This window comes from Dyadobacter sp. HNCC25DJ185 (assembly GCF_056895195.1).
The window spans coordinates 501229-516711 of the sequence record NZ_JBXHAR010000001.1; the positions used below are offsets into that span (position 1 = coordinate 501229).

The 15483-nt window shown below is 47.5% G+C and carries 13 protein-coding genes; 7 read left to right on the forward strand and 6 right to left on the reverse strand.

Annotation, left to right across the window (positions count from 1 at the left end; translation table 11 throughout):
• Positions 1-152: 152 nt before the first annotated feature.
• Both AC1XUF_RS01985 and fdhA read left to right on the forward strand, forming a co-directional pair.
• Positions 153-731 carry an O-methyltransferase gene (locus AC1XUF_RS01985; protein WP_483339965.1) on the forward strand — a complete coding sequence of 193 codons (579 nt, stop codon included), beginning with the start codon at positions 153-155 and terminating at the stop codon, positions 729-731.
• Between the two features lie 164 nt (positions 732-895).
• Positions 896-2083, forward strand: coding sequence for a formaldehyde dehydrogenase, glutathione-independent (gene fdhA / locus AC1XUF_RS01990; RefSeq protein WP_483339967.1), 1188 nt, complete (start codon positions 896-898; stop codon positions 2081-2083).
• A gap of 141 nt (positions 2084-2224) precedes the next feature.
• Here fdhA and AC1XUF_RS01995 read toward each other — a convergent pair whose 3' ends face one another.
• The 3 genes from AC1XUF_RS01995 to AC1XUF_RS02005 all read right to left on the reverse strand — a co-directional run bounded on the left by AC1XUF_RS01995 (position 2225) and on the right by AC1XUF_RS02005 (position 6498).
• On the reverse strand, positions 2225-3145 hold the full coding sequence (locus AC1XUF_RS01995) for a Nif3-like dinuclear metal center hexameric protein (protein WP_483339969.1): 921 nt from the start codon (positions 3143-3145) through the stop codon (positions 2225-2227).
• A gap of 165 nt (positions 3146-3310) precedes the next feature.
• Positions 3311-6007 (reverse strand): ABC transporter permease, encoded by a 2697-nt coding sequence (locus AC1XUF_RS02000; protein ID WP_483339971.1) that lies wholly within the window; start codon positions 6005-6007, stop codon positions 3311-3313.
• 170 nt (positions 6008-6177) lie between these two features.
• The gene (locus tag AC1XUF_RS02005) at positions 6178-6498 is read right to left on the reverse strand and encodes a PadR family transcriptional regulator (RefSeq protein WP_483339972.1); all 321 of its coding nucleotides are present in this window, start codon (positions 6496-6498) and stop codon (positions 6178-6180) included.
• 382 nt (positions 6499-6880) lie between these two features.
• Here AC1XUF_RS02005 and AC1XUF_RS02010 point away from each other — a divergent pair, with 382 nt between their 5' ends.
• From AC1XUF_RS02010 to AC1XUF_RS02020, 3 genes are all read left to right on the forward strand, one after another.
• Positions 6881-9532: a DUF7133 domain-containing protein gene (locus AC1XUF_RS02010; protein ID WP_483339973.1), complete on the forward strand. Its 2652-nt coding sequence runs from the start codon at positions 6881-6883 to the stop codon at positions 9530-9532.
• A 225-nt stretch (positions 9533-9757) separates the two neighbouring features.
• Positions 9758-10513, forward strand: coding sequence for a HEAT repeat domain-containing protein (locus AC1XUF_RS02015; RefSeq protein ID WP_483339974.1), 756 nt, complete (start codon positions 9758-9760; stop codon positions 10511-10513).
• Positions 10514-10538: 25 nt separating this feature from the next.
• Complete coding sequence (locus tag AC1XUF_RS02020; RefSeq protein WP_483339975.1) at positions 10539-10982, forward strand: hypothetical protein; 444 nt, start codon at positions 10539-10541, stop codon at positions 10980-10982.
• A gap of 25 nt (positions 10983-11007) precedes the next feature.
• Here AC1XUF_RS02020 and AC1XUF_RS02025 read toward each other — a convergent pair whose 3' ends face one another.
• From AC1XUF_RS02025 to AC1XUF_RS02035, 3 genes are all read right to left on the reverse strand, one after another.
• A complete protein-coding gene (locus AC1XUF_RS02025; RefSeq protein WP_483339976.1) occupies positions 11008-11472 on the reverse strand; it encodes a hypothetical protein in 465 nt (154 codons plus the stop codon).
• 10 nt (positions 11473-11482) lie between these two features.
• Positions 11483-11842 (reverse strand): hypothetical protein, encoded by a 360-nt coding sequence (locus AC1XUF_RS02030; protein WP_483339977.1) that lies wholly within the window; start codon positions 11840-11842, stop codon positions 11483-11485.
• A gap of 75 nt (positions 11843-11917) precedes the next feature.
• A complete protein-coding gene (locus tag AC1XUF_RS02035; RefSeq protein ID WP_483339978.1) occupies positions 11918-12784 on the reverse strand; it encodes an AraC family transcriptional regulator in 867 nt (288 codons plus the stop codon).
• 95 nt (positions 12785-12879) lie between these two features.
• Here AC1XUF_RS02035 and AC1XUF_RS02040 point away from each other — a divergent pair, with 95 nt between their 5' ends.
• Positions 12880-13881, forward strand: a complete 1002-nt coding sequence (locus AC1XUF_RS02040) for a zinc-binding dehydrogenase (RefSeq protein ID WP_483339979.1) — start codon at positions 12880-12882, stop codon at positions 13879-13881.
• A gap of 219 nt (positions 13882-14100) precedes the next feature.
• Positions 14101-15363 (forward strand): hypothetical protein, encoded by a 1263-nt coding sequence (locus AC1XUF_RS02045; protein WP_483339980.1) that lies wholly within the window; start codon positions 14101-14103, stop codon positions 15361-15363.
• Positions 15364-15483: the final 120 nt, after the last annotated feature.

A 15483-nucleotide genomic window follows, 5' to 3' on the forward strand; every position in this document is an offset into this window, starting at 1 on the left:
TTTTGAGGATACCTTGCATTGGATAGGGACAAAGTAGCTAAGTCCTATTTATTAATCGGTAAATCCGCTGCCCTTGCTTGTCGTCTGATGCGCAGGTACTATGTTTACAAATTCTGACCCCACCACCATTACGAACATATCAGCCGTATTCCATGACACAAGACATCAACCAACCGTTACCGAAGGCTTACCGGGCGATCGACGAAGCAACCAGAGAGTCGGGCTTTACGATGGCGTCGGATATTTACACTTGTTCTTTATTAAAAACCCTGGCTGCTTCCAAACCTGGCGGCCGTTTTCTGGAGCTTGGTACAGGCACAGGTCTTTCCACTGCATGGATACTCGACGGGATGGATCAAAACTCCAGCCTGGTTTCAATAGACTTTGATGAGGCTTTTTTGAAAATAGCGGATTACTATCTGGGAGGTGATTCCCGGTTATCGCTGGTGCACAGCGACGGTGCCGATTGGGTTGAGCGTAACATCGGGCAGAAATTCGACTACATATTTGCCGATACCTGGCATGGGAAATATTTGTTACTGGACGAAGTGCTGGATATGGTCAAACCCGGCGGTTTTTACATTATCGACGATATGCTGCCTCAGCCCAATTGGCCGGAAGGTCACGATATCAAAGCCCGCAATCTCATTGATTACCTCGAAAGCCGGAATGACCTGGTTTTGACGAAACAGGTTTGGGCGACCGGAATTATTCTGGGGGTGAAGGTTTGACCCCCAACTCCCTGGGAGGGGCGTTTCTCGACCGAAAATTGTAAGGTTTCTTTCTGGGATTTAGATGGTAATACCGTGAAACATTGAATTTTTTAAAGACAAATTAGAGTAAAATTGAGTATTGGTGTACTTCGATCTATACTAATCCCTTAAATTTTACAGATATGTGTCAAAATCATGGAGTAGCTTACATCAAGCCAGGCGAAGTGGAAGTGCAGGAAATCGAATATCCGAAACTTGCCCTGGGCAACCGAAAGTGCGAACACGGCGTGATCCTGAAAATCGTTTCTACCAACATTTGCGGCAGTGACCAGCACATGGTACGCGGACGTACAACCGCCCCGGCTGGCTTAGTTCTGGGTCATGAGATTACCGGTATTGTGCTCGAGGCGGGCCGCGATGTGGAATTCATCAAGGTGGGCGATTTGGTATCCGTACCTTTCAATATCGCCTGCGGCAGATGCCGGAATTGTAAGGAGGGCCGCACCGGTATTTGCTTGAATGTGAATCCATCACGCCCGGGGGCCGCGTATGGCTACGTGGATATGGGCGGATGGGTAGGAGGGCAGGCAGAGTATGTAATGGTGCCGTATGCCGATTTTAATCTGCTCAAATTCCCCGACAAAGATCAGGGAATGGCTTATATCAAAGACCTCACTTTATTATCTGATATTTTCCCTACTGGTTATCACGGCGCAGTAACTGCCGGGGTGGGCCCTGGTTCTATTGTGTATGTGGCAGGTGCCGGTCCGGTTGGGTTGGCCTGCGCGGCTTCCTGCCACTTATTAGGGGCGGCGGTAGTGATTGTGGGCGACATGATTCAGGAAAGGCTCGACCAGGCAAAAAGCTTTGGCTGTGAGGTGATTGACCTGGCCAAGGATACACCATTGGAGCAGGCCATTGAAGCCATCATTGGCGTCCCCGAAGTAGATTGCTTTGTGGATTGTGTAGGTTTTGAGGCAAGGGGGCATGGCGCACATGCTACAGAAGAAAGACCAGCTACAGTATTGAATACGGCCATGGCGGTAACCCGGGCTGGTGGCGCTATTGGTATACCCGGCCTCTATGTAACCGGAGATCCCGGCGCAAAAGACAAGGCAGCCCAGGAAGGCAGCCTGAGCATCCGCATAGGATTGGGCTGGGCCAAGTCGCATTCATTTTATACAGGACAATGCCCTGTGATGAAATATCACCGGCAATTGATGAATGCTATTTTATATGACAAGATCAAAATCGCAAAAGCCGTTAACGTGGAAGTGATCACCTTGCAGGATGCACCGCGGGGCTATCAAGATTTTGACAAAGGCGCTGCCAAGAAGTTCGTGATTGACCCGCATGGTATGATTGCGTAAAGATCACACTGAGCGGACGAGGCGTAGGGCGGTTGAGGTGTGTGAACAGTCTACTGGATGCCGTTGCCGGTGTTGTCACCGGCAACCTTTTATCTTGATACCTGATGGTGCTTGTTGTCGGTGACAACACCAACAATGGTATCAGAGCCACTTAAAAGGATCCCCGGACGCAATGTGGGTAACCTTCAGGTCGGGGATCTTTGGTTGTAGCCAGCCCGCGAAATAATCCATCCCCGGTTCCTCGCTGACCGAGTGCCCCAGGATGATCAATGCCGTTTTTGCGCCCAATATTCGGCCGTCACGAATATATTCGGCCGTTTCCCATTCCGATACTTCGCCCACGATCAGGACATCCGGCTTTTCGGCTTCAACTACCGACACATGCGAAACCCCGCCGGAGGCGCCCGGCAGCAATGCAATCCGCTCACATTTTTGATCCAGATCCCCGATTACCCGCAATTGCCTAATGCCCAGCGAGGTTTTGAGATGCTTGACCAGATCACCAAGTCCAATAGAGGGAATCGTCAGTATCCTTGACCCGGTTTTATAATAGGGCGCCCAGTTTGCCTTTTTCGCGACACCATAGCTGACTGCGTCGGGTTTCAAAGAATGGCAGTAATCGTGAAAACGCCAGACTGCAATCTTATGCTTTTCGAGCAGGTCTTGCTTCTTCTTGACGATCTGATTGTTTTTGACCCAATCCGGATCATCCCTGTGATTGTAAAATGTGGGTTCATGCGCTATCATAAAATTGGCATTGCGCTTGACTGCTTCTTCAATTACGGCAACTGTCGCAAACATCGTGGTGACGATGCCGGTTACGTTCTGCCCAGCGCTTCCGGACTTTAAAGTATCGACTGTATTGGGGATAGGCGAAAGGTTGCCCTCCTTCATGACAAGGTCCATAATCTGCTGTACCGTCCAGGACTTGACGGGAGCATATGTGTTTTTGCCGATGACCAGCTCCGGCAGCAATGTAAGCATGGCGGATGCTTTTAGCGAACCGGCCAGGAAGTTTCTTCTGGGAAGTGTTTTTACAAACTGATATTTCGAATTGGTCATGACAGGCACAGTTAAGATCATTAGCACAATGATTTGAAAAGGCAGATGCGGTGCCTTGTTTACTGGCAGAACTATTCACTTAACACTTCCCGTCGGTTAAAACCTACGGCAAGTGTGATACTCAATTCCCGTCGGTTTTAGCCGATGGATAACAATAACACTTCATTACTCAGACTTTAACGATTTCGCGGGATTCGTCAGCGCCGCTTTCATCGCTTGTGAACTTACCGTTGCAAATGCAATGATCACTGCCAGAAGCCCCGCGACCACGAACATCCACCATTCGATATCAATTTTATAAGCAAAATCGTCCAGCCACTGACGTACGCCATACCAGGCAATAGGTGAGCCGATTACAATAGCGATTAGCACCAGCTTCAGAAAGTCTTGTGAAAGTAGGGCTACAATACTGCCTACCGTTGCGCCGAGCACTTTTCTCACACCGATCTCCTTGGTACGCTGCGCAATGGTGTAGGAGGAAAGCCCGAAAATACCCAGCGAAGCGATCATTACAGCCAGTAGCGAGAAGAAACTGGATATCTGCCCGAAAATACGGTCGTCTTTATATTGTTCATTAAAATGCTCGTCCATAAAAAAATAGTCAAAATCGTTTCCAGGGAAGAAGTCAAGGTATTTTTGCTTGACGAGCTGAACCGTTTTTTCGACATCCGGCGTAGCTATTTTTAATGAATAAAACCCTCCAAGCGTATAAAATGGTGCGAAAACGATTGGTTCTATCGCATGTTTCAGCGATTGCTGGTGGAAATCACTGACTATACCAATGATCTCCCATTCTTTTTGATAATGCGAAAATTTCTGGCCTACGGCGGATTCAGCGTCTTTGAAGCCTAGCAATTTCGCAGCAGAAAGGTTCAGAACCACATTTTTAACTTTGTTGCCGTCCGGGTCCGAATCCGTTGGGATGAAATTACGCCCTGCCAGCATTTTGATCTGATAGGTGTCAAAAAAGTCAAGGTCGACCGGCATACGGCTAAACGTAACACCTTTTTCCTCGTTGGAACCCAGTCTTTTGATGTTGAAACTCCTCGAAAGGCGGTTGCCAAAAAGATTACTGGAAGAGCTTGCGGCCTTGATCTGCGGATACCGTTTTAGTTCGGCTTTAAAGCTATTGATGCGGTCGATGGAAGTGGAGTCCCAGCGGGTAAGCTCCGGCCCGCGCAGTACCAGCATTTGCTCCATATTAAAGCCGAGGTTTTCATTCCGCATAAATTCCAGTTGTTTGAAAACAATGAACGTACCTACTATCAAAACCATCGACGCCGTGTACTGAAAGACAACCAGGGACTGACGGACCCAAATACCCTTTGCAGATCTTTTGAAACTTCCTTTCAAAACACTGATCGCCTTAAAAGCAGACAAAGCGAATGCCGGATAAAATCCCGACAAAAGAATGCCGAGTACAAATGTGGTAGCCAAAACCAGGGCCATTGTGGCGCCGCCATACCCCTGTCCGGTCAATAGTGAAAATGACAAGGGTTTTTCAATCAGCTTATTAAGTACTGGTTGCAATATTCTTGTCAAACCCAGCGACAATACCAATGCCATTAAATTCAAAAGGATCGATTCGGAGAGAAACTGCCAGATCAACTGTCGCGAAGTCGCTCCCGCTACCTTTCTGACACCTACTTCTTTGGCACGTTCCAGCGAGCGCGCAGTAGAAAGATTGATGTAATTGATCCAGGCAATGACAAGAATAAATGCGGCGATGATCAGCATGGTCCATACCGCCTTACCATTGTTCACTTTCCCGATTTCATACTCATAATCCGAGAAAAGGTGCGCCTTATTGAGCGGCTGCAAATAGAATTTCTCAACGCTTCCGGATACTTTGTCGCCTTTGAAATACCGCTGGCTAAATGCGGGAAATTTCTTTTCCAGGCTGGCCGCCTGCACACCGGGCTTTAGTTTGAGGTAATGCCACATATCAGATCCGTCCCAACTGGTTTTCACCCAATCCCCCCAGATACGCACCAATGTTTCATAGGACATCAGCACGCTGTATTGCAGGTGCGAAGTCGCGGGGAAATCCTTCATGATACCCGTAATCTGATAGGGTTCCGTGTCCAGATCGATCAGGATGGTCTGCCCGATCAGGGCCGGATAATCTCTGGGCTGAGCGTTGAAAATCTTTTTGGCGTCCGATTCGGAGAGTACAATGGAATTGGGTGCTTTTAATGCGGTTTGCGCGTTTCCTGCTAGCAACGGAAACGTGAAAAAAGATAAGAAATGATCATCGGCATACAATCCCTTGGCTTCATAGATCTTCTTGTCTTTTTGCAGCTTGAAAGTCCCGGCATTGGATACGGTTGTGTAGGCTTCGACTTCACTGAAATCCTTTGCCATCGTGGTGCCAATGGTTGGGTAGGTGATGGTACCGTGCTGGATGAGCTTTCCCTGCTGGAACCGGTCGTTGGTAACCCTGTAGATCCTGTCGGCATCCTGATGAAACTGGTCGAAACTCAGCTCGAAACTTACATATTGCAAAATCAGCAGACAGGCCGTGATGCCAACCACGAGGCCGGTCAAATTAACGAAGGAAAAAGCTTTGTTTTTCCACATGTTGCGCAAGGCAATTTTGAAATAATTCTGGATCATTGATGGTTGAAAAATAGAAGGTTGGGGATACTTGCTCATTTCTTTTTTAAATGCAAACGGGCGGATCATGCTCAGTACGTCGATTACATAGCGGATCCGGGCCTTGCCGACATCTCCTGATGCAACACGCTGATCATACAATTCTTCCAGATCCCCCTCGAGCTCCTCCACTAAATGTGGGGCACAGAAGAGTCGCAAAAGGCGATTGGGCCATTTTGGCGGATTGATATAACGGTTATTTTTCATAGTTATTCGCTTCTCAGGCTTGTACCGGGTTCATGAGCGCGGCGATTGCAAATACCCACCATCCGATATCGTGTCACCGTCCATGTCCTTCACGGATTGGAAAGCGCATAAGAAATGCAGCACCCGGCTGGCCCACATAGGGGGTGTTAGACGTTTTTTTTGTTTCATGATCAGGCTGGTTTTGGAATGGCGTCCCACATCTTATTACGTATTTCCCGGATGCTGTCCAACGCCCTGGTACCAGCCATCGTAACAGTAAAAAGCCGTTTGCTCCTGCCGCCCCTTTCCGCGGTAGCCCCGCCCATGCGCGAATTGAGCAGTCCCTTTTCCTCCAACCGGTGCAAAGAGGCGTGCACTGCTCCGAGGTTGACCGACCTGCCCATCTGTTGTTCTATTTCATTCGTGATTGCTGCTCCATAAGCGTCCCCTGCGAGAATCGCGACGGCCAGTAAAACGATCTCCTCAAACTCGCCTAGATAGGTGCCTTTCATTGCTTAGCTGTTAGCTTTTTTGGCAGTTAGCTTTTGATTTCAAACGCATGAATAACCTGATGCCAACAGGTATCGGACTAAAAGCTGACCGTTATCCATTATTTCTGTAAATGTATAACAAATAGAATGCCAGTATTAGAAAACGTTGTTTCCAGGGAATGAGGAAGGATTTTGCTGAGATGAACTGTTCGAATGCGGACAAAATGTTCAGGGGCCGGACAATCCCGGAGTCGTAAAAAATGGATGCAGTTTACTGTTGCTGACGAAAAATAGTGGCCGTTTGGGCCAAATTAGAGTAGTTATCACTTATTTTCCAGTTTAAATATCCGAGTACCTTTATCCACTGCGCCGATTATATCGGTTTTGACTGTATCTACTAATTATGTTAAAAATCACGCTCAGCCTCTTTTCAGCCTTTCTGCTTGTTTTTTGGAATGGTATGAACCTGGGACGTCCTGAAAAACCCGCAGGCAAGACCATTGTCTCCAGGCCCGACTCTTTGCCTAATGCTTCTGGCTGGCCGCCAGAGTTAAGTGTCACTCCTTTTGCAGGCCCCTCCCTTACTCCAAGTCCTGCCTGCCTTGCGGTGGCGGCAACCGGGGAAGTGTATGTGGGTGTTGATATGATCGGTTCGCTTGGAAAAGATCCCGGAAAGGGAAGCATTGTGAGGCTGGTTGACACGGACAATGACGGGAAAGTAGATCAAAACACCACATTTGCGATGGTGGATGATCCGCGCGGCATCATTTCAATGGGCGATCAGCTTTTTGTGCTGCATACCACATTTTCCAAGGAAACCGGTAAAGCCTCCGGTATGGACCTGGTAGTTTTCGAAGATAAAAACCATGACGGTGTAGCTGACGGCCCTTCGAAACCTTTGATCGTAGGAGTGAGTAACCCCGTGTTCCTGCAAAGCCGTGGTACAGATCATGCTACCAACGGGATACGCATGGGTATCGACGGCTGGATTTACATTGCGGTCGGGGACTTCGGGTTCCACGAGGCGGTAGACCGTTCAGGAAAAAAGCTGACCCAACTCGGTGGCGGGATTGTGAGGGTAAGGCCAGATGGCACCGAAATGGAGGTTTATACCCACGGTATGCGTAATATTTATGATGTTGCCATTGATCCCTACATGAACATTTTTACGCGCGATAATACCAATGACGGCGGTGGCTGGAACATCCGTTTTAGCAACCAGATCCAATCTGGCGAGTACGGCTATCCTGTTTTGTTCAAAAACTTTACCGAAGAAATTATCCCTGCGTTGATCGATCTGGGTGGCGGTTCCGGTACTGGTTCATTGTTTATGGACGACCCTACCTGGCCTGCCAAATACAACAGAGTACCCATGATGGCCGATTGGGGCAGAAGCCAGGTATATATACACCGCGTAACACCTGACGGCCCTACATTTACCCAAAAAGAAGAAGAATTTATCAAGCTCGCGCAGGTGACCGATCTGGACGTCGATGCGTCTGGCCGGATGTATCTGGCAGCCTGGGACGGCGCAGGATATTCTGGCAACCCCAATAAGGGTTTTGTCGTACGTGCAGTGCCCAAAACCTGGCAGTATAAGGCATTTAAAGACACAAAAAAGTCTTCTGACAAAGATTTGGCCAACCTTCTGAAATCTGAGAGCGCTGTTCAGCGGCTGGCTGCACAGCAGGAAATGCTTGCGCGCTCGGCAAAGAACGCAGCAAAGGCTTCCTGGGCAATCGCATCGGATAACAGTCTTCCATTGTACGTAAGGGCTGCCGGTATTTTCACTTACGGACAGGCAGCAGGAAAAGACGGAATTTCCAATCTGGTAAAATTGACGGACGACAACGACGTGCGGGAGTTTGCACTGCGTGCATTAGCCGACAGAATGCCTAATCTGGATAAAGTGCCGATCGAGCCATTTCTCAGGGGAATGAAAGATGCAAACCCCCGCGTACAGACCGTTGCGACTGTGGGCTTGGGAAGACTAGGGCGTATGGAAGCCGCGCCTGCATTACTTGCGGTAAAGGTCCCATCGTCGTTTGTATCTCCCGCGAAAGGGACCGAGGGCCCGCACGCAACGCCGAATTCGGCCATTGTCCCGCCGCATTTGGCAGTACGCGCATTGGTGGCTATCCATGCCGTGGACGCTTGTGTGCAAGCTGTGGGTACCGAAAATTCCACCATCGCACTTTGGGCTTTGCGTTATATGCATGACCCAAGAGCCGTTTCGGGACTGATCGCGGCTTATGGGAATGCAAAGGACGAAGAATTAAAAAAACGGATTTTGACAACGTTGGGAAGGCTTTACAAGGAAGAAGCACCCTATGACGGCTCCTGGTGGTGGAGCACCCGGCCAGATACGCACGGGCCCTATTATAAAGCCATTACCTGGAAGTCGTCCGACGCAATCAAAAGTCTGCTGATGCAGGAATGGAGTAAAGCCGACGAGAACGGCAAGAAATTTTTCGCAGAACTCAACGGTCGTCAGCGTATGGGAATCGACGAATTTGGTGGAGAAGAAATTGTCATTGAAAAAACGGAACAGAAAATCGACCTGACTAAGATACAGAACAAGAAGGGGCAGGTTGGCGATAATTCTATCGAAGACGTGATGCTTGCGATAGCAAAAATAGAGGGCGATCCCGCGTTGGGCAAAACACTTTTTACCAGGCAAGGATGCGTGGCCTGTCATAGCATCACCAAAAGTGGTCCGCTAAAAGGCCCTTATATGGGACAAATTGGTTCGATCATGAACCGCGAGCAGATTGCGGAATCGATACTTAAACCAAGTGCGTCTATCTCGCAGGGATTTGCTTCGGTTTTGATCACAACTAAAGACAAGCAGAGCTATATAGGCTTTGTTTCGGAAGAGTCGGCTGAAAAATTAGTTCTAAGAGATATTACTGGCGCTGTGTATACTTTTAAGATGTCGGACATCACTTCCAGGCAGGAAATGGAGAATTCAATGATGCCCCCGGGACTGGCCAACGAGCTGTCGTATCAGGAATTTGCTTCCCTGGTTACTTTTTTATCACAACAAAAAAAATAACAAGTGTCAGTATATCAGAAAGTTGAAAGATATTTTTAGAAATACGAGGAAAAATCTGAAAAAAATCTGAATTTTCGATAGTCGTAAATGATACTAGCGTAGTAATACTTGGTACATACAGTAAACCCGCCTATCAGAAATTCGATTTACTCAACGTTAACCTAACCTTAATCCCGCCCTACGCTCAGGGCGGGATTTTTTTGAATAATCTGTAAGCATATTCCTATGGCTTTTTATGATTTATCCAAACAAGGCAGGCTGGAACTCGTTGAGACTATCAAAGCAGACCTTCGTAAAGAGCTAGAAAGCTCTTTCCCGCTGAGGACGGCCTCCCATTTTGGTGACGACGATACTTATATCAGAAAAGCGGGATACTTGTCTATGGGGCGTCTTTATGCATCAGATGAGAATCTCCGGGAGCCTATTCTCGGTATGCTCAGCGGACTGATCGCCTCGCCGGATTTTAAGGTCAGACAAACTGTGATCAATGCGGCTGGTGAAATTGGCAAAACGCATTTTGAAGTGGTCAGGCGATTTTTTGACCAGGGACTTTTTGACGAACACCATTCGCCACGTAACGCTGTAATTGGGTCCGTTAAGAAGATGGGCGAATCAAATCCGAAGCCGGTCCTGGCCTGGGCGCGGGAATATTTGCATCATCCAGACAAGGAAATCAGAAGGGAAATCTGTCATGGGATCGAGCTGCGCGGCCGGAAATATCCTCAGGATATCCTGCCCTTACTGAAGGAATTTCAATATGACAAAACCGCAAGGGTCAGAAACACATTGGTCCACGTGATAGGCCAAATCAGTTACAAAAAAGGTTGCCTGCAAACGGTAGTAGCTTATTTGAAACACTGGGACAACAGACAACTGGTAGCTGCGGCTATGGAGGAAATCATTGCTGTGCATGAACGTTACCGTAATTTTTCGGCTATGACGCAGGATGAGGCCAGGCATTACATTCTGGGAAATAGCTGACTTAACCTCATTGATCCAACCGAATATGAAGTATCTCCCATCATTGCTGCTTATGACCTTTTGGATGAGCGAAACAGATCATTTCGCACTCGATTCGCTTCCGAATAACAAGATCGGAATCACAGGAGGGCCAACACAGGATTTTTCACAAATTGTCAGGGGACGGTTTATATTGAAAAAGACGAGTTGCGCCGGATTCGAGTTTTTCAGCGATAAGGAGATCGTCTGGAGGAATGAAATTACCTGTTCCAGCCCGGACACTTTAATGCTTTACTGGCTGGATCAGAAGTCTTTTCTCGTCAAAGACAAACGACGGATCGATGGCAATAGCGACTGCCCGCCGCGAAACTGGTATTATAGAGTCAGTCGGTATGATGGCAAGAACCTGGACCTGGAACAAATATGGACGGGCTGGGGTGATTATAAAACAGAAAATCTGAAATTTTCAAAAATGCTTTCGGAGAAATGACATAGAACCTTTGGAAGGCACCAACTTAAAAACCTCTGAAATACGGTCTGGCCGAAAGAGGGGAGAAGGGCCAGGGAATGGCTATCAGGATGATCAATGCTGCGATCACGTAGAAAATGGTCATCGTTCTGAACTTGGCGAGGTCGCCCTCTTTTCGTTTTGCCGCTGAAGACCCAATTGTGATCAGAATGACCGCAACGGTCATCAGCGAAATATGGATGATCCCAAAGAACATGAAATCAAACTGCTTGGCCGCCTCCTTAAAATGCGAAAGAAAGTAGGCGATAAACGGACTGTTAAAATACAGTAAGTACCCGATCGTCAATTGAATGTGTGAGAAGGTTGCGGTAATGTGCCTGATCGCATCGTCCCGCTTTGAGAAGTGCCTGTTGCCGAACCAGCCCCAGGCGCCCTGGTAGATTGCAAGAAAAAGAGAAGTTACCACAAGCCACCTGATAATGGAATGCGAAAAGATCAGGAAAGGGTACATATGTTGTTAATCAGGGCTTTTTGCGTTTTTGGGTCGTGCCCGCTTTGGGGGCCTCACCGGGATTTACGGTTCTGATGGTTTTTTTAACAGTGTATGTTGTGGCGGTATCTGCATCCGGCCGGCCGGTACTACTTCTGCTTCCATCTACCGTACCAGTTGAAGTTACTGTGCCATTGTCGTTCAAAATAGGCCCGGTTTCGGCATTGGACGAATCTTTCAGAATGGCTGTAACATCGGAAGTATCGGTCGTGGCCTTGCGAATGGACATTTTTTTCTCGTAAACCCGCTCGCTGGATTTTCCTTTTTGGGCAAAAGTGAACGCGGGTGCAAGGAGCAGCCCTATTACAATAAGAGATTGAAACGCTTTCATGATTTACTGGTTTTAGTTGTTGATGACGGACTTGTCCTGATTTTACTTTAAATCAACAAATATTATTCCAGGCGGTTAGACTTTGGTCGTGATTCTGTGATTTCGGCGAAATGCTCCCAGGCTCACTCCCTTACTTTTCTTGAAAAACCGGTTCAAGTGGCTTTCGTCGGTAAAAGAGAGTTCGCTCGCAATTTCATTGATCCGCATATCGCTGTGCAGCAATCGTGTTTCGATTAGTTTGAGGCGCGAGTTCACGATATATTCCTGCATCGTCTCATTCGTATGTTTCTTAAAATAGCGGCCGAGGTAAGATTCGGATATCCCGAAATGTCTGCTGATACAGCCAGCTTTAATTTTCTCAGGATGGTAAATATGCTGCTGGATGTATTGCAGGATATCCAGCGCCTTCTCCTCGGTACACGCGTTGATCTGCGCAGGGAGATACATAGCTATGTTCCTGGCTACCAGGATAATCATTGTATTCACGTATTGCTGGATCAGCTCTCGGTTGTAAAGGTCACGGTTTATATATTCCCTAATGATCGCTTCGACCAGTGGTCGGATAATGCTTTTATCGGCTTGGTTTTTCAGAATGCAGCCGGGCTGGTGGTTGGCATTCTGCAGGATAAATTCCAGTCTTTGCAAAAAGTCTTTCCTTTGGGAATCGCTGATCAATGCGTTGTTTTTTTTGAGATAAACGTCGTTGAAGCGAATGAAGAAAAAATGGGTCGTCGTTTCAATATCAAAGGAATGGGTATCTTCCGGGGTGATCAGGAACATGTGCCCCGGCTTATATTGAAAAGCATTGTGATTGATCACCTGAGTACCCGTTCCCCCCATGATGTAAACCAGCTCGAAGAAATGATGCTGATGGTGTGACTTGGGGCATTCGTCCAGTTCTTTATAGACAATCTCGAACGGCTCGTGAAGATTTTCTTTCATATTGCAATTAATTTACCGGAAGAAGGAAAAATTGTACAGCGAAAGTAGCCATTTTCCAGTACAACTTTGCAATGTTCAATCATTCATCAGAAATCATGAAAGCAGCATTCTTAACAGGCACCGACGAACCGCTCGTCATCAAAGAAGTAAGTAAACCCATCCCCGGTCCAGATCAGGTTCTCATCAGGCTAGCTTATTCCGCATTGAACCATCGGGATGTGTGGATACAAAAAGGCAAATATGCCGGTCCTAAGTCCGGGCTTATACTCGGATCGGACGGATTTGGTACGGTTGCTGAAACCGGACCGAATGTTGATCCAAACTGGGCAGGAAAAGAAGTGATCATTAACCCCAGCCATGATTGGGGCAATAATCCCGCCGCCTTCGGCGACAATTTCAAAATTCTGGGCAATCCCGAACAAGGCACTTTTGCTGAATACATTGCGGTGGATGCCAGATACGTGCACCTAAAGCCGGCTCACTTGACCGACGTTGAAGCGGCAGCATTGCCACTCGCCGGGGTGACCACTTACAGGGCCCTTTTTACAAGAGCTGGATTGCAATCCGGTGAAAAAGTCCTGGTAACAGGTATTGGGGCCGGCACTGCTTTACTTGCATTACAATACGCCATTGCGGCCGGGGCGGAAGTATATGTCACTTCAGGCTCGCGGGAAAAGATCGAGAAGGCTAAACAGCTCGGCGCCAGGGAGGGATTTAGCTACAAAGCCGACTCCTGGTTCAAAAAGGCAAAGGAAGTCTCCGGCGGTTTTGATGTGATCATCGACAGTGCTTCGGGAAATGGATTTGGTAGTTTGATTGAAGTCGCTAGGCCTGGTGGGCGGATCGTATTTTTCGGCGGAACAGACGGTGCGATCGGCAATATTGTTCCCAATAAAGTGTATTGGAGAAACCTGTCGATCCTCGGTACGACAATGGGGACCTTGGCGGATTTCGCGGCTATGCTAGCCTTTACCGAAAAACACAAGGTCAGGCCCGTGATTGACAAGGTTTATCCTGGTTTGGAATATGCCCAGGAAGCGCTCGATTATATGCATGAAGGAAAGCAATTTGGCAAAATCGTTTTGACAAACGCATAATCGGTACAGGCAATAAGTACTATTATGTCTTTTAATACATATAATACGGGTGATACTTTTAATGATAAGCGGTGGTTTGTGCAGGTACCACCCGTTTTTTCTATTTCTGTTTAAACCCTGCAAATCCGCGATCCCATTGGCACAAAGCTGAATAAACAGTTTATTTTTTTGCATGTTTGCAATTAGTTTAATGCTTAAAATGAGGATTTTGGAAAAATAATGGCTTCTGATTTAAGTGAATTGCAGCGATGCAAAGGAATAATTGAGAAAAACCTCGATTGGGGCTCCAGCGAAAGCTGGCAAACCGCTGATTTTGAAAATCTGAGCCAGCTGATCCTCGAAAGAACAGGCGTTTCGCTTAGTTTGAGCACGCTTCGCAGGATATGGGGCAGGGTAGAGTATAACCACTTGCCAAGTGGTACCACTTTGAGTACGCTGGCCAAATTTGCCGGTTACCAGGATTGGCGTTCTTTTGTAAAGCAGCAGCAGTCCCATCCTGAAGCCATTCCTGCGCAACCGGCACAGATTTTCAGTCGTGACCACGACGGTCAGGCGGCAAAACTCATCTGGCCACTATTACTAATTTTGGCAGTGGCTTTTTTTTGCATACTCGCTTTCAAAAAAGTCCAGTCTTTTAATCGCAAAGCCTATTCATTCGGGAGCAGGCCGGTTACAAGAGGGATTCCCAATTCGGTGATATTCACTTACGACGCTTCGGCTTCTCCCACTGATTCGGTTTTTATTCAGCAGTCCTGGGATATGCGTACCCGGACTCGGGTCGATAAAAATCTGCATAGCCATACAGCGGTTTATTATGAACCCGGTGTGTATACTGCCAAACTGTTTGTCGGCGAACAAGTGGTGAAAGAACATCAGCTTGTGGTGCCATCGAATGGATGGATGGCGGCTGTTGGGGGGGCAAAGATTCCGGTTTATATCAAGAAGGAACAGTTTATGGAGGATCACATGCTCCGCATACCGATAGACCTGATCAGAAAGAACAACATTGATCTGCAGCCGCAGCCGCCCTTCACCCGGTATTTCAACGTGGGTAATTTCGATCCGGTAGCGCTTGACAATTTTGCGTTTAGTGCAGAGGTGAAAAATGAATTTGATGAAGGTGCCGGCGCCTGTCAGTTTTCCTACGTCGCGCTTTTCACGGACGACATTCCCATCATGATCCCTCTTTCGATCAAGGGCTGTGTGTCGGAGTTGAACATTCGAAGTGTCGATGATTTTGTTTCTGGCAAAAAGTCGGACCTCTCGGTTTTGGGGGTTGATTTTTCAGATTGGGTGCGCGTTTCCTGTCGAAGTTCGGGACATAAAATCCGATACTATATCAATGAAAAGCTGGCCTTTGAATTCCCTTTACCCAAAAGGAAAATCAGGATTCTGGGGATTTCCTTTGGTTTCCAGGGAACGGGGTCTGTTAAAAATATCAATCTTACTTCGGGGAATAAAGTCGTCTTTAAAGCCTTTTAACTTTCGAGGCTTGGAAAAACCAGATTAATAACCGGAGTCGGACATCAATGAGCGATAAAACGGCATGTTTTGGCAACATAGGTATCCTGTTCGAAATGGATATTACATGCCGCTGGGATA